The sequence below is a fragment of the Pseudomonas sp. FFPRI_1 genome (genome assembly GCF_055384485.1).
In genome coordinates this window covers 1,310,995-1,331,352 of the sequence record NZ_AP029168.1, presented here as the reverse complement: position 1 = coordinate 1,331,352, position 20,358 = coordinate 1,310,995, and the positions used below count along the sequence as shown (strand labels likewise).

Genomic DNA, 20,358 nt, shown 5'->3' with positions numbered 1-20,358 from the left:
TCATGCGCTTGATCATCGTCAGCGGCCGCTCCGGCTCAGGTAAAAGCACCGCCCTCGATGTTCTCGAGGACCACGGCTACTACTGCATCGACAACCTGCCGGCCGGGCTGCTGCCCGAGCTTGCCGAACGTGCGCTGATTCACACCGAACTGGCCCAACCGCTGGTGGCGGTGTCCATCGACGCACGCAACCTGCCCAGCCACTTGTCGCGTTTCCCCGAGTTGCTCGAAGAAGTGCGCAGCCGGCACATCCAGTGCGATGTGCTTTATCTGGACGCCGACGAGGAGACCCTGCTCAAGCGCTTCTCGGAAACCCGTCGCCGCCACCCACTGAGCAGTGCCAACCGTTCGCTGGCAGAGGCCATCCACGATGAAACCCAGTTGCTGGGGCCGATCGTCGATCTGGCGGACCTCAAGGTCAACACCACCAATCTGAACCTCTACCAACTGCGCGACACCATCAAGCTGCGGCTGCTGAACCAGCCCGAGCCCGGTACCGCGTTTTTGGTGGAGTCCTTCGGGTTCAAGCGCGGCATGCCGGTGGATGCCGACCTGGTGTTCGATGTGCGCTGCCTGCCCAATCCATATTGGAAACCCGAACTGCGCGCTCAATCCGGCCTGGACGCCCCGGTGGCCGAGTACCTGGCCGCGCAGCCCGATGTCGAGGAAATGTTCCAGGACATCTCCAGCTATCTGCTCAAGTGGCTGCCACGCTTTGCCGCCAGCAACCGCGCCTATGTGACCATCGCCATCGGCTGCACCGGTGGGCACCACCGTTCCGTGTACCTGACCGAGCGCCTGGGCCAGGTCCTGCAAAAACCCCTGAAGAACGTCCAGGTTCGCCACCGCGACCTTAGCTGAAAGGATCTACCCCGCGATGCCAGCTCTGGAAATTGAGATCATCAACAAACTGGGCCTGCATGCCCGAGCCTCAGCCAAATTTGTCGGCGTGGCCGGCCAGTTCCCCTGCCAGATCCGCGCCGGCAGGACCCCGGAATCCATGGTCGACGGCAAGAGCATCATGGCCATGATGATGCTGGCCGCCGGCAAGGGCACCAAGATCCATCTGAGAACCGAAGGCGAGCAGGAACAGGAAGCGCTGGACGCGCTGGTGGCATTGATCAACAACTTCTTCGACGAAGGCGAGTAACCCCGAACCGGGCACTCGCTCGCCACAAGGCACTCAGGCGAGTGCCGTGTCCATCACCATCATCAGGCAGAAACCGATACACAAGCCAAGGCTGGCCAACTTCTCATGCCCGTTACGCCGCGACTCGGGAATCACTTCGTGAGTCACCACCAACAGCATGGCACCCGCGGCCAGGGCCAGGCCCAATGGCAACAGCAACTCCGCCAGGCTTACCAGCCATGCGCACAACAGGGCGAAGACCGGCTCCACCAGACCTGAAGCCGCACCGATCAGGAACGCCTTGACCCGCGACATTCCCGCCCCCGCCAGCACCAGTGCAATCACCAGGCCTTCTGGTACGTCCTGCAGGGCAATGCCCATGGCCAGGCTGTCCGCATCGGGCATGCCGCCGCCGGCCGACACCCCCACCGCCATCCCTTCCGGAATGTTGTGGGCAATGATCGCAAACACAAACAGCCAGATGCGCGGGGCAATCACCGGATGCTCCGGCGTCCCTACCAGGACCTCCGGGCAGCCCCCGGAAACTTTGCGATCCACCAGAAACAGACCAAAGGCTCCCAACAGGATGCCGAAGCAGATCAGACCGCTGGCCCCCCAGGCAGACAACCCCAGGTCCTGGGCGGCGGCAATGCCGGGAACGATCAGTGAAAACGCCGTCGCCGCCAGCATCACACCAGCACCGAAACCCAGCAGAGTGTCACTCACGGCGATTGGCATCCTGCGGATCACCAGCACCGGGACCGCCCCCAGCGCCGTGCCCAGGGCGCAGATAGATCCACCCTGCAATGCACGCAGCAGTCGTGGCTCCAGGTCAAGCCAGCTCAGCCCTTGAGCCACCAGCAATGCGGTGCCCGCCAACAGCAACAGCGAACCGAAGGCATAACGAAACATCCGTCCGCTGCTGATCGCCAGTGTTTCAGTGCCCATAGTCGGCCTTAGATCTTGTTTTGAGGGAGAGGATCAGGCCATCGCGGCCTGGTAGCGTTGGGCAACTTCCGGCCAATTGATCACGTTGTAGAAGGCATTGATGTATTCCGGCCTACGGTTCTGATAACGCAGATAGTAGGCGTGCTCCCACACGTCCAGGCCGAGAATCGGGGTATTGCCATTCATCAGCGGGCTGTCTTGGTTGCCGCTGCTCTCCACCACCAGTTTTTTCTCCGGGGTCACGCTGAGCCAGGCCCAGCCACTGCCGAAACGGGTCAACGCAGCCTTGGTGAACGACTCCTTGAACCGCTCGAAACCGCCCAACTGCTGCTCGATCGCCTGGCCCAGCGGGCCATCCGGCTTGCCACCACCGGCGGGAGTCATGACCGCCCAGAACAATGAGTGGTTGGCATGGCCGCCCCCCTGGTTGATCACCGCAGCGCGCAGTTGCTCCGGCAGGTGCTGCACGCTGGCCACCAGTTTTTCCACCTCCCAGCCCGCCCACTCGGTGCCCTCCACCGCCGCATTGAGGTTGTTGATGTAGGTCTGGTGGTGCTTGCTGTAATGAATCTCCATGGTTTGCGCATCGATGTGCGGTTCCAGGGCGTCATAGGCGTAAGGCAAGGCAGGCAAGGTAAAGGACATATCAGTGCACTCCATGTAAGGGGCTGTCGGGGGACGCGCTGTCCAGGGACAAGCGCGCGACGTTGCTGTCCAGCAAGCGGTGAGTACGGGGGTATTCGCCGTGGTCACCGATGAAGTTGAGCAGCTCGACGTAGGTCTTGCTGCTCTGGCGCAGGGCGGCCTCCCGCAGTGCCAGGGGCAGGCGGCTGTCCTGCATGGTCTGCAACAGACGCTGGTGGATCGCACAGAGGTATTCCGCGCTCTCCTCCGGCTGGTTCAGGCGCAAATGCAGGTCTGCCAGGTTGTGATGGGAGATCACACAGGCTGCCACCGCTTCGTCGGGATTCGACCAGCGCTCGAACAACACCTGGGCCAGGGCCAGCGCCTGCAGGTAGAACTCGCGGGCATCCACCAGTTCGCCTTGCATGAACAGGCGGTTGGCCCTTTCGATCGTGCGTTTCCAGTGCTCCATGGTGAGCCTCCAAAGCGGTGTCGAGGGTTACACGCCGCCCGCGGTGAGTTTTTCCGGATCCAGCAGGATCTCCAGCTGGCTGCGTGGCAGGTCGGTGTGTTCAAGTGCCACGTCGATCACCGGGCGACCTTGCTTGTAGGCGGTCTTGGCGATCTCGGCGGCCTTCTGGTAGCCGATGATCGGGTTCAGGGCCGTGACCAGGATCGGATTGCGCGACAGCGCTTCCTTGAGCTTGGGCTCATTGACCTTGAAGCTGGCGATGGCCTTGTCCGCCAGCAGGCGGCTGGAGTTGGCCAGCAACTCGATGCTGCTCAAGAGGTTCTGGGCGATGATCGGCAGCATCACGTTGAGTTCGAAGTTGCCCGATTGCCCGGCCACAGTGATGGTGCTGTCGTTGCCGATAACCTGGGCGGCGACCATCGCCGTGGCTTCCGGAATCACCGGGTTGACCTTGCCCGGCATGATCGAGGAGCCCGGCTGCAGGCCTTCCAGCTCGATTTCACCCAGCCCCGCCAATGGGCCGGAGTTCATCCAGCGCAGGTCGTTGGCGATCTTCATCAATGACACGGCCGTGGCCTTGAGCTGCCCAGACACTGTCACGGCGGTGTCCTGGGAGCCAATCAGGGCGAACAGGTTCTTGCCCGGCGTGAATTGCACCTGGGTCAGCTTGCTCAGTTGCTGGCTGAAACGCCCGGCGAATTCCGGGTGGGCGTTGATCCCGGTTCCTACGGCGGTGCCGCCCTGGGCCAGGGATTGCAGGCTCGGCAGCAGATCCTGCAGGTGGCTGATGTTGGCCTTGAGCTGCTGCGCCCAGCCTTCCAGCACCTGGCTCATGCGCACCGGCATGGCATCCATCAGGTGGGTACGGCCGGTCTTGATGAAGGGATGGACCTGCACCGCCTTGCGCTCGATGACCTCCACCAGGTGCACCAGTGCCGGCAGCAGTTGCTCGTGCAGCGTCAAAGCTGCGCTGACGTGGATAGTGGTCGGGATGATGTCGTTGCTGCTCTGGCCACAGTTGACGTGGTCGTTGGGGTTGACCGGCTCGCCCAGCAGGCGCGTGGCCAGGGTGGCCAGCACTTCATTGGCGTTCATGTTGGAACTGGTACCGGAACCGGTCTGGAAGATATCCACCGGGAAGTGCTGCATGAAGTCGCCCTCCAGCAGGCCCTGGGCGGCATCGACGATGGCTTTGCCCTGGGCTTCGCTGATCTGCCCGAGTTCGACGTTGGCCCGGGCCGCGGCCGCCTTGGCCAGGATCAGGGCCCGAATGAAGGCCGCCGGCATGCGTTGGCCGCTGATGGGAAAGTTGTCCACCGCGCGCTGGGTCTGGGCGCCGTACAGGGCCAATTCCGGTACCTGCAGTTCGCCCATGCTGTCGCGTTCGATACGGGTATTACTCATCGGGAAATCCTTGCACCAGTTCTATCAGGGGAATGGAAGGCAGCAGCGAGCAGGTGGCCAACTGCCAGGCATGGCTTTGCCAGCGCTTGAGCCGGCATTGGCACAGTGACAATCGCTCCATGTCGCGAAGCGGGCGCCAGGCCTGGTCCAGGCACTGGCTACGCCAATGCCAGGGCAATGCGGTATCGGTAGCGGTATCGATCAACAAACGAAAGGAGGTTTCGGCGACAGTCCAGGCTGACATGGCGGTGCAACACGCCAGGTAGCGGCCTTCGGCGAGGTAATGCTCGATCAGACGGGGCTCGTCCGGTTCCAGTGCGCAACGGATCTGGCGGCTCATCCAGCGCCAGCTTTCGAGGTAAGGCTGCTCGTGCAAGGCAGAACTCATGACCTGGGCTCATCGAATAATGATTTTCATTATTAAATGATATTGAGAATCAAATCAATCTGGCTTGTATGATTTCTGTCCACTCAAGGGGGACAGCCGCGGGAGCGGAAACACGATTGGACATCCGGCACGCACGCCCCTCCCCCCTGCCAGGATCGGAAAAGCCCAGGCATAAAAAAACGCGCCACCGGCGACGGTGACGCGTTGTTTATTCCCGCCGTACCGCTCAGCTGCCGGCGATGGTCATGCGTTCGATCAGCACCGAACCGGTGCGGATGTTGCTGCGCAGTTCCAGGTCGCTGCCCACGGCGACGATCTGCTTGAACATGTCCCGCAGATTGCCGGCAATGGTCACTTCCTGCACCGCAAACTGGATCTCGCCGTTTTCCACCCAGAACCCTGCGGCGCCGCGCGAATAATCCCCGGTGACCATGTTCAGACCATGCCCCATCAACTCGGTCACCAGCAGGCCACGCCCCATGCGACGCAGCAGGGCCGCCTGGTCTTCATCGCCGTGGGTGACGAACAGGTTGTGCACACCGCCTGCGTTGGCAGTACTCGGCAGGCCCAGCTTGCGCCCGGAGTAGGTGCCCAGCACATAGGACACCAGTTCACCGTCCTTGACGAATGGCTTGGCGTAAGTCGCCAGGCCGTCGCCATCGAAAGCCGAGCTGCCCATGGCGCGCATCAAGTGCGGACGCTCATCGATGGTCAGCCACTCGGGAAACAGTTGCTGGCCCAGGGCGCCTTCCAGGAACGATGACTTGCGATACAGATTGCCGCCGGAGATCGCCCCGAGAAAGCTGCCGAACAGCCCACCGGCCAGTTCCGCGGAAAACAGCACCGGCACCTCGCAGGTCGGTACCGGGCGCGCGCCCAGGCGACTGGCGGCACGCTGGGCGGCGCGCTGGCCAATGCTCGCCGGATCAGCCAGCAATTGCCCCTGGCGGTTGACGTCGTACCAGTAGTCACGCTGCATCTGCCCCTCGGCCTCGGCGATCATCACGCAGCTCAGGCTGTGGCGAGTGGACGCATAACCGCCAATGAAACCATGGCTGTTGCCATACACCCGGCAGCCCTGGTGAGTGCTCAGGGTGGTGCCGTCGGCATTCTTGATCCGGGCATCCGCGGCAAACGCCGCCGCCTCACAGGTCAAGGCCTGCTCGATGGCCTGTTCAGGGGTGATGTCCCAGGCGTGAAACAGATCGAAATCCTGCAGGTCACGGGCCATCAATGCCGCATCGGCCAGACCCGAGGCTTCGTCTTCGGAGGTGTGCTTGGCAATGGCCAATGCCGCGGCCACGGTTTCGCGGATGGCTTCAGGGCCGCTGGCGGAAGTACTGGCCGACCCTTTGCGCTGGCCCAGATACAGGGTGATGCCAAAGCCCTGGTCGCGGTTGAACTCCACGGTCTCCACTTCCCGCTGGCGCACCGAGGTCGACAGGCCCTGCTCCAGGGACACCGCCACTTCACAGGCACTGGCTCCCTGGCGCTTGGCCTCGGCGATGATCTGCTCGACTTGCTCCTGCAGGGCCGGCAAAGCCTGTGGGCCGACGCTTTGTGCTGCACTCATGGTGTTCTCCACTCAAATTCTGCTTTCGATTAAGGCCGGCGAGCGACCGGGCCGGACAAGCGGCCCTCGACTGGTTATCATGGCGGCGTTTCTTTGCGGACTGCCACCATGGTTGATTCTTACGACGACTCCCTCGATGGGGAGAAAAGCAAATCCCAGGTCAAACGCGAGCTGCATGCTCTGGTTGATCTCGGCGAGCGCCTTACCACTCTCAAGCCTGACTTGCTGGCCAAACTGCCCTTGACCGACGCCATGCGCCGGGCCCTGGCGGATGCACCCAAGCATGTCGCCCATATCGCCCGTAAACGCCACCTGCAATTCATCGGCAAGCTGATGCGGGACCAGGACACCGACGCGATTCTGCAACTGCTTGATCAACTCGATGCCTCCACCCGGCAGTACAACGAACGCTTCCATAACCTGGAACGTTGGCGTGACCGCCTGATCGGCGGCGGGGACGACGTGCTGGAAAAGTTCGTCAACGACTACCCGGAAGCCGATCGCCAGCAACTGCGCTCCCTGATCCGTCAGGCCCAGCATGAGGTGGCCCATAACAAGGCGCCGGCCTCCAGCCGTAAAATCTTCAAGTACATTCGCGAGCTGGACGAGACTCAACGCGGCCTGCGCTGAGCCCTCCAAGGGTGAGTTGCCCAGCAACTCACCCGGCACGCCCCTCTCTTACGCCCCTGTTCCCCCGACGGTGATCGCATCGATCTTCAGGGTCGGCTGGCCGACGCCTACCGGCACCGATTGCCCGTCCTTGCCGCAAGTACCGACGCCGCTGTCCAGGGACAGGTCATTGCCCACCATCGACACCCGGCTCATGGCCTCGGGGCCATTGCCGATCAGCGTCGCGCCCTTGACTGGCGCAGTGATCTTGCCGTCTTCGATCAGGTAGGCCTCGCTGGTGGAGAACACGAACTTGCCGCTGGTGATGTCCACCTGGCCACCACCGAGGTTGGCGCAATAGATGCCTTTCTTCACCGAAGCGATGATTTCCGCCGGGTCGCTTTCACCACCCAGCATGTAGGTATTGGTCATGCGCGGCATCGGCAGGTGCGCGTAAGACTCGCGACGACCGTTGCCGGTGCGGGCCACGCCCATCAGGCGGGCATTGAGCTTGTCCTGCATGTACCCCTTGAGCACGCCATTCTCGATCAGCGTGGTGCATTCGGTCGGGGTGCCTTCATCGTCCACGCTCAAGGAGCCGCGACGCCCGGCCAGGGTGCCGTCGTCGACGATGGTGCACAGCTTGGAGGCAACCATCTCGCCCATGCGCCCGCTGTAGGCCGAACTGCCCTTGCGATTGAAGTCGCCTTCCAGGCCGTGGCCCACGGCCTCGTGCAGCAGCACCCCGGACCAGCCCGAACCCAGCACCACTGGCAAGGTGCCAGCCGGTGCCGGAATCGCTTCGAGATTAACCAGAGCCTGGCGCAACGCTTCACGGGCATAGCCCATGGCGCGGTCTTCACCAAGGAAATAGCGGTAGTCGGTACGCCCGCCGCCGCCGTGGCCGCCGCGCTCGCGACGGCCGTTCTGCTCGACGATGACGCTGACGTTGAAGCGCACCAGCGGCCGTACATCCGCCGCCAGGCCGCCATCGGTGGAAGCCACCAGGATCCGCTCCCAAACCCCGGCCATGCTCACGCTGACCTGCTGGATACGCGGGTCCAGGGCCCGGGTTGCCGCGTCCACACGCTTGAGCAGCTCGACCTTCTCGGCACGGGTCATGACTTCCAGGGGGTTGTCCGGCCCATAGAGTTGCGCCACATCCTGGCAGGTGAAGGCCTGCACAGTACCGTTCTGCCCGGCCCGGGAGATCGAACGGGCCGCACGGGCCGCCAGTCCCAGGGCTTCCAGGGTAATGGCGTTGCTGTAGGCAAAGCCGGTCTTCTCACCGGACTGGGCGCGCACCCCGACACCCTGGTCGAGGTTGAAACTGCCTTCCTTGACGATTCCGTCCTCCAGGGACCAGGACTCGGAAATCTGTCCCTGGAAATACAGGTCGGCGGCATCGATGCCCGGGCCGGCCAGATCCCCCAGCACGCCCTGCAGGCTTTCGATGGTCACGCCGCCAGGGGCTAGAAGGTGTTCACTGACTGAGGACAACAACCCGCTCATATGCTTTGGCCTTAAATTCGTCGTACTTATGCAAGTCGTTGGACGCCTTGCGAGAAAATGCGCCGGTGACTGAACACCGGCATCCGCGCCCGAATGGACGCCTGTTCGCTGCTGTCGCGCTCGGCCAGCAGCACGCCCTGACCTTGATCCTGTTGTGCCAGCAGCCGCCCCCATGGGTCGACGATCGCCGCATGGCCGTAGGTTTCCCGTGGGCCGGGATGCACCCCACCCTGGGCCGCCGCCAGCAGGTAGCACTGGGTCTCGATGGCCCGGGCGCGAATCAGCACCTCCCAATGGGCGGCACCGGTCACGGCGGTAAAGGCCGAAGGCGCGGTGATCAACTCGGCCCCGGCAGCCCGCAGTTCGCTGTACAGCTCGGGAAAACGCAGGTCATAACAGACCGTCAGCCCCAGGCGCCCCACCGGTGTATCCGCCACCACTACATGGTTTCCATGAGCATAGTCATCGGATTCGCGATAGCGTCCGCGATTGTCCGCCACGTCGACATCGAACAGGTGCAGCTTGTCGTAGCGCGCCACGAACTGTCCCTGGTCGTCCACCAGCAACGAACAGGCGTTGGATTTGGCCTCGGGCTGTCCTGCGGGTGGCAAGGGCAAGGTGCCGGCCACAATCCATAACTTGAGGTCGCAGGCGGCCTGTTTCAACCAGGGCAGGATCGGCCCTTCGCCGAGCGCTTCCGCGCGACCAATGGCGGCCATGTCACGGCGGCCCATGGCGGCGAAGTTTTCCGGCAACACCGCCAGTCGCGCACCGGCGGCAGCAGCTTGTTCAAGCAGGCCCCGGGCCTGCAGCAGATTGGCCAGCACATCGCTCTGGCTGACCATTTGAATCACTGCAAGAGACATGGCGCACTCCGTATTGGGTAGGCCGCCATGCTACTCCATGGGCGCGAATCGAGGATTCTCAAAACGGCTTGTCGAAGGTGATTTTCGGCTCTTTCCACGGGCCTTTGACGTTGTACTTGACGCTGGCAAAGCGCGCCACGCGATCACCGATCAACTTGTCGATCAGGAACAAGGCGCCGCCCACGGCAGGTGCCCCGACAATCAGCGCGGCAATCGGCAGGTTGTTGGTCACCGGCAAGGTCACCAGCAACTTGGCGTCCACCTGATCACCGACCATGTCCAGGGTGCCATTGAGCTCCAGATTGCTCGACGGCCCGGTCAGCGTGATGGGCTCGCGAGTGACGTACACGCCATTGCTCGCCGCCAGCACACCGCGGACCCGGTCATAGCTCAGGCCCTTGCCGAACAGGTCGGAGAAGTCCAGGCGCAGGCGGCGACCGATGGAGTTGAAGTTGAGCAGACCAAACACTCGCAACGCCTGGGCGCTCCCGTCAACCTCGACGAACTGGCCCTTGCGCAAGGTGGCATCCAGGCTGCCGGAGAAACGCTTGAGGCCGATCCAGGCCGGCGAGCCCGGCCAGCGGCCATCAACGTCCAGATGGAAATCCTCACTGGTTACCGTCGGCGCAAACCCCCAGCCCTTGAGCACATCCGCCAGGTTCTTGCCGCCAATCCGGCCGCGATACCAACTGCTGCTGGCACCGGCCAGGCCTTCCCAGCCGCCCTCACCTTGCAACTGCATGCCCTTGAGCCCCAGGTCCAGGCTGTTGAAGGTCATGCCCTTGGCCGTCGGCCGCACCTTGAGCGCCCAGCGCCCGATCAAGTCCGGGCCCTGGAACAGCTGGGCGATGGAAATATCCAGCGGCGGAATGTTCCTCGGGTCCACCGACGCCAGCGGGTCGGGGGCGTTCTCGTCGGTCTGCGCCGCAGGATCGACCGCCGGCAGGCGCACGTACTGCATGTTGATAGCCAGGGGGGTCGCCTTGGCATCAGGAATGCCGACGCTGCCCTTGGCCTGCTGGCTGTCGATCTGCAGCTCCCAGGCACTGGGCTTGCGCGTCAGCAGCAGGTTGACCTGATCCAGGGTGGTGCCGAAGGCACTGAGCTTGCCGACCTTGAAATCCGCACTGCTGAGCAACTGCTTGGCACTGCCTCCCGGGTCCTGCCCGGCATAGCGGTCCACCAGGGCCTTCCAGGGCTCGACGTCCAGCTCGGACAGGATCCCGCGTACCCGCAAGCCCTTGACCGTGGGCAGCAAAGCGGTGCCATTTCCGAGGAACAACTCGCCCCGGCCCTCGGAGAACTTGCCGCTGGGCGCCGCAAAAGTGAAGTCGGCCAACTCACCGTAATTGAACCAGTAACGTCGCTCGGCCCCTTGCAGGGTCATGCGGAACACACTGTTGCGCCCGGTGCTGGCCGGCATGCCGAAGGGTGCTGGCAGGTCCACCGCCACGCCCTTGAGACTGGAGCTGACCATCAATTGGCTGTCGGCGCCATCGAGGTTCAGCTGCAACTGATAGGGCACTTCGCCGGACACCGGCAGCGGCTGGCTGACCTTGAGCCAGTCGGTGAGCCGTTTGACCGTGACCTGGCCCTTGGCAACCACTCGCGTATTGGCTTTGCCCGGCTTGCCGTCGGCAAAAATCTGCGCCGTCACCGGCCGGTCGAAAGCCTGGGCGCTGATGCCCTCGCCACTCAGGCCCCTGGCGCTGTCAAAACGGAAATCGCCCTTGAGCTGAGTCAATTCCAACTCGGGCTCACTGAGTTTGAGGCGCGCCTTGTCGGTCTTGAAATCCACCACGATCTTCGGCTCTTCACCTTTGACCAGCGGGATGTCGAGGTTCAGCTTGCCTTGCAGGTCACCTTCGCCCTGCCAGCCGGCAAAGGTCGAGGCGGTACCGATCGGCGCCTCCTGCAGAATCTTCAGCCCGTCCCCGAGGCCGCCGGCAAAAGCGCCGTCGATGAACATGTGGCTGCTCTGCCCGGCTGGTACATGGGGAATGTTGACGAACACATCGCGCACCTGGGTCTCCAGCAACTGCCCCTTGCTGGCGACGATGCGCACACCGCTGTCTTCGACGAACACATCGCCGCTGACCTTGCTCAAGTGTGGCCAGCCCGGCTGGAATGCCAGCTCGGCATCGTGCACCTTGAAAAACAGGCTGATGCTGCGGGCCGCCTCGACGGCATCGTGATTCAGTGACCCCTGGTACTGGAAGAAGCCCTGGTCCACCGCGCCCTTGAGAATCGCCGTGCGCAACCACTGGTCCAGGGCCGGGCTGAGTACCTGGGGCAGGTACTTGGCGGTATAGCGCCCATCACCCTCCACCAGGCCGACCCGCAGGTCCATGTAGTCTTCCTGAGTGTGGTCGAAATGCAGGCGAATCAGGAAATCACCAGCGATCTTGCCCTCTTCGCCCAGCACCTTCAGGTAGGGAGCAATCAGGGTGAAGCCGTCCTTGTCCAGCTTCCAGGTCAGGGTTGCGTTGGCCTGGATGTACTGCCAGGGCTTGGCGAAAATCGGGAACAGGTGCAGGGAGAAATCCTTGCTGTCCATGCGCAGCTCACCCTTGCCCAGGTCGCCACTGATGCTGCCGCTGACATTGCGTGCTGCCGGAGCACCGTGATAGGCATCGAAGCCGACCCGATCAAGATTGGCGGCAAAGCTCAGGCGCTGGTCGCCGGTCGCCTGGGGGCGGTAGTCGAGCAGTACGTTGCGCAGCCCGCCAGTCGCCTTCAGGTGATCGATGGTCGTGGCCAGGCCTTCCGGCAAGGGCACCAGCGCATCGAGGATCGGCGTGATCGGCGCCAGGTCCAGGCGATCGGCCTGCAGTTGCCACAACTCATCCGCCGGATCGCCGGCCTTGCTCTGCTGCAGTTGCAAGCGAGACTCCCAGCGCGTCTCACCGAGATTCAGAGCCAGGGAATCGAGTTGTACCTTGAGGCCCTGCTCACTGCGCTGGAAGTAGGCATTCAGGGCCAGGTTCTTCAGGTCGACCGGCGTGCGGTCGGCATAAGCACCGGTGAACTGCGGCGCATTCAGGCGCAACGCGGCGCTTTGCACCGTGCCCTTGCCCCAGCTCAACCACAATTCGCCACCGGCCTTGAGCTCGGACAGCTTCCACTGCTGGGTCAGACCGGCTGGCAGCCAGCGCGACCAATCGCTTTGCGGCAAGCTCAGGTACAGATCGGCCTGGCCATCACGCCAGGCATTGGCACGCACTCGGCTGCGCAGGTTCAGGGCCAGGGGCTGGCCATCCGGAAGGGTCAGGCGCAGGTCCAGGCGCTGGCGGCTGGGGCCCGTGCGCAGGTTGAGTCCGACATAGGTCAGGGCGATAGGCTGGTGATTCTGCGGCAGCAAGCTGACCTGGCTGTCCAGAAGCGACAGCTCCGCCACCTGCTGCAAGCGGGTCAGCAGTTGCTCGGGGTCCATCGGCTGGTCGTTCTGCACCGGCAGGCCTTCGAGCTGCCATTGACCGTCCGCGCCTTCCTTGAGGCTCAGGCTCAGGCCGCTGAGCTCCAGGCGGCCGATTCTCAGGTCGCGGGCCAGCAGGCTAGCCAGCATGTCCGGCGCCACGCTGACCTGATCCAGGCGCAAGGCATTGGCGCCCTCGCCGACCATTACGTCGTGGGCCAGCAACACGGGCGATAGCCCGCTCCAGCGGCCCTCCAGGCTGCCGATGTGCACCGGCAGGCCCACAGCCTGCTGGACCTTGGCCTCGACCTCGGCCTGATACTCCGCCACCAGCGGAGTCAGTTCCCGGCCCAGGCTGACGTACAAGGCCGTCACCACCAGCGCCAACGCGCAGAGGCCCAGCCCCCAGCGTGTCAGCGTGGTGAACAGGCGAATCAGCCGCTCCATTTCAGTTGGCTCCCAGGGCAAAAGTCATGCAAAAAGCTGAAGCCAGCCGTTTCCAGTCATGTACAACACGCGGAATCAGAGCAGCACCACGTCATATTGTTCCTGGGAATACATGGTTTCGACCTGGAACCTGATGGTCCGGCCGATAAAACCTTCCAGCTCCGCAACGTTGCCCGACTCTTCGTCCAGCAGTCGGTCCACCACTTTCTGATTGGCCAGCACTCGATACCCTTCTGCCTGATAAGCCCGGGCCTCACGCAGGATTTCACGGAATATTTCGTAACAGACGGTTTCCGGAGTCTTCAACTTACCCCGTCCCTGGCAACTGCTGCAGGGTTCGCACAGCACCTGTTCAAGGCTTTCCCGGGTGCGCTTGCGAGTCATCTGCACCAGGCCAAGTTCGGTGATGCCGATGATGTTGGTCTTGGCGTGGTCGCGCTCCAGCTGCTTTTCCAGCGTGCGCAGGACCTGGCGCTGATGCTCTTCATCTTCCATGTCGATGAAGTCGATGATGATGATCCCGCCCAGGTTGCGTAGACGCAGTTGCCGGGCAATGGCGGTCGCAGCCTCGAGGTTGGTCTTGAAGATGGTCTCCTCAAGATTGCGGTGACCAACGAACGCCCCGGTGTTGACGTCAATGGTCGACATGGCTTCCGCCGGGTCCACCACCAGGTAGCCGCCGGACTTGAGCGGCACCTTGCGCTCCAGGGCTTTCTGGATTTCATCCTCGACGCCGTACAGGTCGAAGATCGGCCGCTCGCCCGGGTAGTGCTCCAGGCGATCGGCGATTTCCGGCATCAGCTCGGCGACAAACTGCGTGGTCTTCTGGAAGGTTTCCCGGGAGTCGATGCGAATCTTCTCGATCTTCGGGCTCACCAGGTCGCGCAGGGTGCGCAACGCCAGCCCCAGGTCCTCGTAGATCACGTTCGGTGCGCCAATGGTCTTGATCTGCGCACCGATCTGATCCCAGAGCCTTCGCAGGTAGCGAATGTCCATCATGATCTCGTCGACCCCGGCACCTTCGGCGGCGGTGCGCAGGATAAATCCGCCGGCCTCCTTGATGCCCTCCTGGGCCACGCAATCGCTGACCACCTGCTTCAGGCGCTCGCGCTCGGCCTCGTCCTCGATCTTCAGCGAGATCCCGACGTGGGCGGTGCGCGGCATGTACACCAAGTAGCGGGAAGGGATCGACAACTGGGTCGTCAGGCGTGCGCCCTTGGAACCGATGGGGTCCTTGGTGACTTGCACCACCAGGCTCTGCCCTTCGTGCACCAGGGCACTGATGCTCTCGACGGCCGTGCCTTCGCGGGTAGAAATCTCCGAAGCGTGGATGAACGCCGCGCGATCCAGGCCGATATCGACAAACGCCGCCTGCATGCCCGGCAACACGCGGACCACCTTGCCCTTGTAGATGTTGCCGACGATGCCGCGACGCTGGGTCCGCTCGACGTGGACCTCTTGCAGCACGCCGTTTTCCACCACCGCCACCCGTGATTCCATCGGCGTGATGTTGATCAGAATCTCTTCACTCATGGCAGTGTCTCGTTCAGGCGTGTTCATAGAGGGCCGCATCAGTCGGGTACGGCGCCTTAGCGCACTGGAAGGTTTTGCCAACAGGGTATGCCGAAATGGCCCAGCAGTTCTGCGGTTTCGCACACCGGCAAGCCGACCACGGCGGAATAACTGCCATTGAGCCCTGCCACAAACACCGCCGCAAGCCCCTGGATCGCATAACCACCGGCCTTGTCACGAGGCTCGCCACTGGCCCAGTAGGCGGCCGCCTCCGCCACCGAGACCGGGCGAAAACGCACCAGGCTGCGCACAACCAGTGACTCGCAGCGTTCGCCGTCGAGCAGAGCAATGGCCGTCAGCACTTCGTGCTCACGCCCCGAAAGCGCCATGAGCATGGCCTGGGCATCCGCCTGATCCAGGGGTTTGCCAAGAATCCGTCCCTCCAGCACCACGGCCGTATCGGCCCCCAGCACGCAGGCCGGAGCCTGGGAGTCGCTACTGCTGATCAACGCACGACCGGCCGCCGCCTTGCCACGGGCCAGGCGCTCGACATAAGTGGCTGGGGATTCGTCGGCCAGCGGGGTTTCATCGATGTCCGCGCTGATGGCGGTGAAGGGCACGCCGATCTGCGTGAGCAGTTCACGGCGACGAGGCGAACCGGAAGCGAGGTAAAGCCGATTCATCAAGACATCTCCCTGTCGAGGTGCGGGCCAATGCCTGACCGGATTAATTGATTTTGAAACGCCGACGCAGGCCGCGCAGGCCAAAGCTGACCCAAGGCCACAACAAGGCACTGACCAGGGCCGGCAGGACCAGGGCCAGGGTCGGCTGGCGATTGCCGGTCAGGGCGCTGAGCCACAGTTGCACCAGTTGCGCCAGGCCGAAGATCACCAGGATCACCAGGCTTTGCTGCCACATCGGGAACATCCGCAGGCGCTGCTGCAAGGACAGTACAAGGAAGGTGATCAGGGTCAGGATCAAGGCGTTCTGCCCCAGCAATGTGCCGTAGAGCACATCCTCGGCCAGCCCCAGGCACCAGGCGGTGACCATGCCGACCTTGTGCGGCAGGGCCAGGGCCCAGAATGCCAGCAACAGGGCCAGCCACAATGGGCGCAGGATCTCCATGAACTGGGGCAACGGCGAGACGCTGAGCAACAAGCCGATGAGGAACGTCAGCCAGACGATCCAGCCATTACGTGAATAGGTACTGCCCGCCATTATTCTCTTCCTCCGGTGGTGGCCGGGGCCGCTGCCGGTGGTTTGGCAGCCGCAGGTTTCACCACAGGTTTATTGACCGGCTTGGCCGGAGCATGGGCCGTGGGCTTGACCGGGGTCGCTGGCGCTGCAGCCGGAGCAGCAGGTGCCGCGTTCGCCGCAGGTGCCACCGCAGGCTTGGGCACCGTGGCCGGTACCACAGGCCCGGCACTGCCGCCCTGCTGGTCCTGGGCTTCCTGGGCCTGAGCCGCGTCATTGGCCCGCTCTTCGGCGGTGCGCGGATCGCTGAACACCAGCAGCAGGTAGCGACTGCGATTCAACGCAGCGGTGGGCACTGCCCGCACAATGGCAAAGGGCTGGCCGGAGTCATGGATCACTTCCTTGACCGTGGCCACCGGGTAACCGGCAGGGAAGCGCTGGCCAAGGCCGGAGCTGACCAGCAGGTCGCCTTCCTTGATATCGGCGGTATCGGCCACGTGACGCAGCTCCAGACGTTCCGGATTGCCGGTGCCGCTGGCGATGGCGCGCAGGCCGTTGCGATTGACCTGCACCGGAATGCTGTGGGTGGTGTCGGTGAGCAGCAGCACGCGCGAGGTATAAGGCATCAGCTCGACCACCTGGCCCATCAGGCCGCGGGCATCGAGCACCGGCTGGCCGAGGAACACCCCATCGCGCTCGCCTTTATTGATGATGATGCGATGGGTGAAGGGGTTCGGGTCCATGCCGATCAACTCGGCCACTTCGACCTTCTCGTTGACCAGCGCCGAGGAGTTGAGCAATTCGCGCAGGCGCACGTTCTGCTCGGTCAGGGCCGCGAGCTTTTGCATGCGCCCCTGCAGCAGCAGGTTCTCGGTCTTGAGTTTTTCGTTTTCGGCGACCAGCTCGGTACGACTGCCGAACTGACTGGCCACGCCTTGCCATAGCCGCTGCGGCAGGTCGGTGATCCAGTAGGACTGCATCAACACCAGCGACATTTGGCTACGCACTGGCTTGAGCAGTGTGAAGCGGGCATCGACCACCATCAGTGCGACCGAGAGTACGACCAGCACCAGGAGGCGTACGCCTAATGAGGGGCCCTTGGCGAAAAGCGGTTTAATAAGCCGCTCCTCCCAGGCAAATGTTGTGTTTATTCATACGGCATCAAACCGGCCTGGATGCAGATTGACAGAAGATAAACGCCACAGGCAGCACTGCAAAGTGCTGCCTGTGGGCGCATCAGCATAGACCCCGCAGCGAAGTTATTCGCTGGAGAGCAGGTCCATGGTGTGCTTGTCCATCATTTCCAATGCACGGCCACCGCCGCGAGCAACGCAGGTCAGCGGGTCTTCGGCGACGATCACCGGCAGGCCGGTTTCCTGGGCCAGCAGCTTGTCCAGGTCGCGCAGCAGGGCGCCACCACCGGTCAGCACCAGGCCACGCTCGGCGATATCCGAAGCCAATTCCGGAGGCGATTGCTCCAGGGCGCTCTTCACCGCCTGAACGATGGTTGCCAGGGACTCCTGCAGAGCTTCCAGCACTTCGTTGGAGTTCAGGGTGAAGGCACGTGGCACGCCTTCGGCCAGGTTACGGCCACGCACGTCGACTTCACGCACTTCGCCGCCCGGGTAGGCCGTACCGATTTCCTGCTTGATGCGCTCGGCGGTGGACTCACCGATCAGGCTGCCGTAGTTGCGACGCACGTAGGTGATGATGGCTTCGTCGAAACGGTCGCCGCCCACACGTACGGACTCGGCGTAGACCACACCGTTCAGGGAGATCAGGGCAATTTCAGTGGTACCGCCACCGATGTCCACGACCATCGAGCCGCGGGCCTCTTCCACCGGCAAGCCGGCACCGATCGCAGCAGCCATCGGCTCTTCGATCAGGAACACCTCACGAGCACCGGCGCCAAGGGCCGATTCACGGATGGCACGACGCTCAACCTGGGTGGACTTGCATGGAACGCAGATCAGCACACGAGGGCTGGGCTGCAGAAAGCTGTTTTCATGAACTTTGTTGATGAAGTACTGCAGCATCTTTTCGCAGACGCTGAAGTCGGCGATCACGCCGTCTTTCATCGGACGAATGGCTGCGATGTTGCCCGGGGTACGACCGAGCATGCGCTTGGCCTCAGTACCAACCGCGACAACACTTTTCTGATTACCGTGGGTCCGAATGGCCACAACCGATGGTTCATTCAGGACAATACCGCGCTCGCGCACGTAAATAAGGGTGTTGGCAGTGCCCAGGTCAATGGAAAGATCGCTGGAAAACATGCCACGCAGTTTCTTGAACATGGGAAAGGGACCCTAGGCAACGCGTGGGTAAAAAAGTGCGGCAAACTCTAACAACGACAGGGATTTTGGGCAAGGCGCCAATATGTTAAATTGGCCGCTTTTCTGTGCACCAACCCCCACAATCGCGGCCATAAGACCGTAGAAATGCGGTAGTGTTCCGACAATCTAACACGCGGACGAAATCCGTTTTTGTTTTCCACTGGAGAATCCCATGGCGCTTGAACGCTCCGACGTGGAAAAAATCGCTCATTTGGCCAGCATCAAGCTCAATGAAGGCGATCTTCCACACATCACCTCGGCCCTGAACAGCATTCTCGGGCTGGTGGATGAAATGCAGGCAGTCGATACCGACGGTATCGAGCCCCAGGCCCACCCTCTGGAAGCCAGCCAGCGCCTGCGCGCAGACGTTGTGACCGAGTCCAATCACCGCGAGGCCTATCAGTCCATCGCGCCAGCGGTCGAAAACGGCCTGTATCTGGTTCCGAAAGTCATCGACTAAAGGGAAAGAGCCTGCAATGCATCACATGACTCTGGCCGAGATCGCCCGCGGACTCGCCGACAAGAAGTTTTCCTCCGAAGAACTGACCCAGACCCTGCTGGCGCGCATCGCTCAGCTGGATCCGCAGATCAACAGCTTCATCAGCCTCACCCAGGACCTGGCGCTGAGCCAGGCCAAGGCCGCCGACGCCCGTCGCGCCAACGGTGAGAGCGGCGCCCTGCTGGGCGCACCGATCGCTCACAAGGATCTGTTCTGCACCCAGGGCATCCGCACCAGCTGCGGCTCGAAGATGCTCGACAATTTCAAGGCGCCCTACGACGCCACCGTGGTTGCCAAGCTGGCCGCTGCCGGGGCCGTCACCCTGGGCAAGACCAACATGGACGAATTCGCCATGGGTTCGGCCAACGAATCGAGCTGGTACGGCGCGGTGAAAAACCCGTGGAACCTGGAACACGTACCGGGTGGTTCTTCCGGTGGCTCCGCCGCCGCCGTTGCCGCGCGCCTGTTGCCGGCCGCCACGGCCACTGACACCGGCGGCTCGATCCGCCAGCCCGCCGCCTTCACCAACCTCACCGGCCTGAAGCCGACCTACGGTCGCGTTTCCCGCTGGGGCATGATCGCCTACGCCTCCAGCCTCGACCAGGGTGGCCCGCTGGCCCGCACTGCCGAAGACTGCGCGATCCTGCTGCAAGGCATGGCCGGCTTCGACCCGAACGACTCCACCAGCATCGATGAACCGGTGCCGGACTACAGTGCCGGCCTCAATGGCTCGCTGCAGGGCCTGCGCATCGGCGTGCCGAAGGAATACTTCAGCGCCGGCCTCGACCCGCGCATCGCCGAGCTGATCCACAACAGCATCAAGGAGCTGGAGAAGCTCGGCGCGGTAATCAAGGAAATCAGCCTGCCGAACATGCAGCACGCGATTCCCGCCTACTACGTGATCGCCCCGGCAGAAGCCTCCTCCAACCTGTCGCGTTTCGACGGCGTGCGCTTCGGTCACCGCTGCGACAACCCGAGCAACCTCGAGGACCTGTACAAGCGTTCCCGTGGCGAAGGCTTCGGCAGCGAAGTGCAGCGCCGGATCATGGTCGGCGCCTACGCGCTGTCCGCCGGCTACTACGATGCCTACTACCTCAAGGCACAGAAGATCCGGCGCCTGGTCAAGAACGACTTCATGAGCGCCTTCAATGAAGTCGACATCATCCTCGGCCCGACCACGCCCAACCCGGCCTGGAAGCTCGGCGCCAAGAGCAGCGACCCGGTCGCTGCGTACCTGGAAGACGTCTACACCATCACCGCCAACCTCGCCGGTCTGCCGGGCTTGTCCATGCCTGCAGGTTTCGTCGATGGCCTGCCGGTGGGCGTGCAGTTGCTCGCGCCGTATTTCCAGGAAGGTCGCCTGTTGAACGTTGCCCACCAGTATCAGCTCAACACTGACTGGCACACCCGCACCCCAACCGGCTTCTGAGG

General features: G+C 62.9%; 19 protein-coding genes. 5 read left to right on the top strand and 14 right to left on the bottom strand.

Translation table 11 applies throughout. The features are described from left to right. The first annotated feature begins 2 nt into the window (after positions 1-2). Both rapZ and ACZ5BO_RS05920 read left to right on the top strand, forming a co-directional pair. Positions 3-860, top strand: coding sequence for an RNase adapter RapZ (gene rapZ, locus ACZ5BO_RS05925; RefSeq protein ID WP_025131992.1), 858 nt, complete (start codon positions 3-5; stop codon positions 858-860). A gap of 16 nt (positions 861-876) precedes the next feature. Next, positions 877-1,149 (top strand): HPr family phosphocarrier protein, encoded by a 273-nt coding sequence (locus tag ACZ5BO_RS05920; RefSeq protein ID WP_025131993.1) that lies wholly within the window; start codon positions 877-879, stop codon positions 1,147-1,149. Positions 1,150-1,182: 33 nt separating this feature from the next. Here ACZ5BO_RS05920 and ACZ5BO_RS05915 read toward each other — a convergent pair whose 3' ends face one another. From ACZ5BO_RS05915 to pmbA, 6 genes are all read right to left on the bottom strand, one after another. After that, the gene (locus ACZ5BO_RS05915) at positions 1,183-2,076 is read right to left on the bottom strand and encodes a ZIP family metal transporter (RefSeq protein ID WP_464698708.1); all 894 of its coding nucleotides are present in this window, start codon (positions 2,074-2,076) and stop codon (positions 1,183-1,185) included. Between the two features lie 33 nt (positions 2,077-2,109). Beyond that, the gene (locus ACZ5BO_RS05910; RefSeq protein WP_464698706.1) at positions 2,110-2,721 is read right to left on the bottom strand and encodes a superoxide dismutase; all 612 of its coding nucleotides are present in this window, start codon (positions 2,719-2,721) and stop codon (positions 2,110-2,112) included. Position 2,722: 1 nt separating this feature from the next. Next, positions 2,723-3,172, bottom strand: a complete 450-nt coding sequence (locus tag ACZ5BO_RS05905) for a hypothetical protein (RefSeq protein ID WP_025131996.1) — start codon at positions 3,170-3,172, stop codon at positions 2,723-2,725. Between the two features lie 27 nt (positions 3,173-3,199). After that, on the bottom strand, positions 3,200-4,576 hold the full coding sequence (locus ACZ5BO_RS05900; protein ID WP_025131997.1) for a class II fumarate hydratase: 1,377 nt from the start codon (positions 4,574-4,576) through the stop codon (positions 3,200-3,202). Continuing rightward, a complete protein-coding gene (locus ACZ5BO_RS05895; protein WP_025131998.1) occupies positions 4,569-4,964 on the bottom strand; it encodes a hypothetical protein in 396 nt (131 codons plus the stop codon). The genes ACZ5BO_RS05900 and ACZ5BO_RS05895 overlap by 8 nt, the downstream gene beginning before the upstream one ends. Before the next feature lie 226 nt (positions 4,965-5,190). After that, positions 5,191-6,537: a metalloprotease PmbA gene (pmbA, locus tag ACZ5BO_RS05890; RefSeq protein ID WP_025131999.1), complete on the bottom strand. Its 1,347-nt coding sequence runs from the start codon at positions 6,535-6,537 to the stop codon at positions 5,191-5,193. Positions 6,538-6,645: 108 nt separating this feature from the next. Here pmbA and yjgA point away from each other — a divergent pair, with 108 nt between their 5' ends. Next, positions 6,646-7,167, top strand: a complete 522-nt coding sequence (yjgA, locus tag ACZ5BO_RS05885; RefSeq protein WP_025132000.1) for a ribosome biogenesis factor YjgA — start codon at positions 6,646-6,648, stop codon at positions 7,165-7,167. Positions 7,168-7,215: 48 nt separating this feature from the next. Here the strand turns inward: yjgA and tldD are convergent, their stop codons facing one another. From tldD to mreB, 8 genes are all read right to left on the bottom strand, one after another. Further along, entirely contained in the window at positions 7,216-8,658 is a 1,443-nt protein-coding gene (gene tldD / locus ACZ5BO_RS05880; RefSeq protein WP_025132001.1) for a metalloprotease TldD, read from the bottom strand. Between the two features lie 26 nt (positions 8,659-8,684). Beyond that, positions 8,685-9,524, bottom strand: a complete 840-nt coding sequence (locus ACZ5BO_RS05875; RefSeq protein WP_464698704.1) for a carbon-nitrogen hydrolase family protein — start codon at positions 9,522-9,524, stop codon at positions 8,685-8,687. A gap of 58 nt (positions 9,525-9,582) precedes the next feature. Continuing rightward, positions 9,583-13,386, bottom strand: a complete 3,804-nt coding sequence (locus ACZ5BO_RS05870; protein ID WP_464698703.1) for a YhdP family protein — start codon at positions 13,384-13,386, stop codon at positions 9,583-9,585. 75 nt (positions 13,387-13,461) lie between these two features. Then, positions 13,462-14,919: a ribonuclease G gene (gene rng, locus ACZ5BO_RS05865; protein ID WP_025132004.1), complete on the bottom strand. Its 1,458-nt coding sequence runs from the start codon at positions 14,917-14,919 to the stop codon at positions 13,462-13,464. Between the two features lie 56 nt (positions 14,920-14,975). Then, complete coding sequence (locus ACZ5BO_RS05860) at positions 14,976-15,581, bottom strand: Maf family protein (protein ID WP_025132005.1); 606 nt, start codon at positions 15,579-15,581, stop codon at positions 14,976-14,978. 43 nt (positions 15,582-15,624) lie between these two features. Further along, on the bottom strand, positions 15,625-16,116 hold the full coding sequence (gene mreD / locus ACZ5BO_RS05855; RefSeq protein WP_011059252.1) for a rod shape-determining protein MreD: 492 nt from the start codon (positions 16,114-16,116) through the stop codon (positions 15,625-15,627). Further along, a complete protein-coding gene (gene mreC / locus ACZ5BO_RS05850; protein WP_464701194.1) occupies positions 16,116-17,210 on the bottom strand; it encodes a rod shape-determining protein MreC in 1,095 nt (364 codons plus the stop codon). Before mreC ends, mreD begins: the two co-directional genes overlap by 1 nt. A gap of 141 nt (positions 17,211-17,351) precedes the next feature. After that, positions 17,352-18,389, bottom strand: coding sequence for a rod shape-determining protein MreB (gene mreB / locus ACZ5BO_RS05845; RefSeq protein WP_002555108.1), 1,038 nt, complete (start codon positions 18,387-18,389; stop codon positions 17,352-17,354). A 211-nt stretch (positions 18,390-18,600) separates the two neighbouring features. On the opposite strand from mreB, the gene gatC reads away from it, so the two are divergent. Both gatC and gatA read left to right on the top strand, forming a co-directional pair. Next, entirely contained in the window at positions 18,601-18,888 is a 288-nt protein-coding gene (gene gatC / locus ACZ5BO_RS05840; protein ID WP_464698702.1) for an Asp-tRNA(Asn)/Glu-tRNA(Gln) amidotransferase subunit GatC, read from the top strand. A gap of 16 nt (positions 18,889-18,904) precedes the next feature. Further along, complete coding sequence (gene gatA / locus ACZ5BO_RS05835) at positions 18,905-20,356, top strand: Asp-tRNA(Asn)/Glu-tRNA(Gln) amidotransferase subunit GatA (protein ID WP_025132008.1); 1,452 nt, start codon at positions 18,905-18,907, stop codon at positions 20,354-20,356. Positions 20,357-20,358 lie beyond the last annotated feature (2 nt).

Excerpts from the sequence above, each read along its gene's own strand:
- ACZ5BO_RS05870 (WP_464698703.1), bottom strand. The coding sequence starts at position 13,386 with ATGGAGCGGCTGATTCGCCTGTTCACCACGCTGACACGCTGGGGGCTG.
- pmbA (WP_025131999.1), bottom strand. The coding sequence starts at position 6,537 with ATGAGTGCAGCACAAAGCGTCGGCCCACAGGCTTTGCCGGCCCTGCAG.
- gatA (WP_025132008.1), top strand. The coding sequence starts at position 18,905 with ATGCATCACATGACTCTGGCCGAGATCGCCCGCGGACTCGCCGACAAG.
- rng (WP_025132004.1), bottom strand. The coding sequence starts at position 14,919 with ATGAGTGAAGAGATTCTGATCAACATCACGCCGATGGAATCACGGGTG.
- rapZ (WP_025131992.1), top strand. The coding sequence starts at position 3 with ATGCGCTTGATCATCGTCAGCGGCCGCTCCGGCTCAGGTAAAAGCACC.
- ACZ5BO_RS05875 (WP_464698704.1), bottom strand. The coding sequence starts at position 9,524 with ATGTCTCTTGCAGTGATTCAAATGGTCAGCCAGAGCGATGTGCTGGCC.
- mreB (WP_002555108.1), bottom strand. The coding sequence starts at position 18,389 with ATGTTCAAGAAACTGCGTGGCATGTTTTCCAGCGATCTTTCCATTGAC.
- gatC (WP_464698702.1), top strand. The coding sequence starts at position 18,601 with ATGGCGCTTGAACGCTCCGACGTGGAAAAAATCGCTCATTTGGCCAGC.
- ACZ5BO_RS05920 (WP_025131993.1), top strand. The coding sequence starts at position 877 with ATGCCAGCTCTGGAAATTGAGATCATCAACAAACTGGGCCTGCATGCC.
- mreD (WP_011059252.1), bottom strand. The coding sequence starts at position 16,116 with ATGGCGGGCAGTACCTATTCACGTAATGGCTGGATCGTCTGGCTGACG.
- ACZ5BO_RS05900 (WP_025131997.1), bottom strand. The coding sequence starts at position 4,576 with ATGAGTAATACCCGTATCGAACGCGACAGCATGGGCGAACTGCAGGTA.
- ACZ5BO_RS05910 (WP_464698706.1), bottom strand. The coding sequence starts at position 2,721 with ATGTCCTTTACCTTGCCTGCCTTGCCTTACGCCTATGACGCCCTGGAA.
- ACZ5BO_RS05915 (WP_464698708.1), bottom strand. The coding sequence starts at position 2,076 with ATGGGCACTGAAACACTGGCGATCAGCAGCGGACGGATGTTTCGTTAT.
- yjgA (WP_025132000.1), top strand. The coding sequence starts at position 6,646 with ATGGTTGATTCTTACGACGACTCCCTCGATGGGGAGAAAAGCAAATCC.
- ACZ5BO_RS05860 (WP_025132005.1), bottom strand. The coding sequence starts at position 15,581 with ATGAATCGGCTTTACCTCGCTTCCGGTTCGCCTCGTCGCCGTGAACTG.
- tldD (WP_025132001.1), bottom strand. The coding sequence starts at position 8,658 with ATGAGCGGGTTGTTGTCCTCAGTCAGTGAACACCTTCTAGCCCCTGGC.
- ACZ5BO_RS05895 (WP_025131998.1), bottom strand. The coding sequence starts at position 4,964 with ATGAGTTCTGCCTTGCACGAGCAGCCTTACCTCGAAAGCTGGCGCTGG.
- ACZ5BO_RS05905 (WP_025131996.1), bottom strand. The coding sequence starts at position 3,172 with ATGGAGCACTGGAAACGCACGATCGAAAGGGCCAACCGCCTGTTCATG.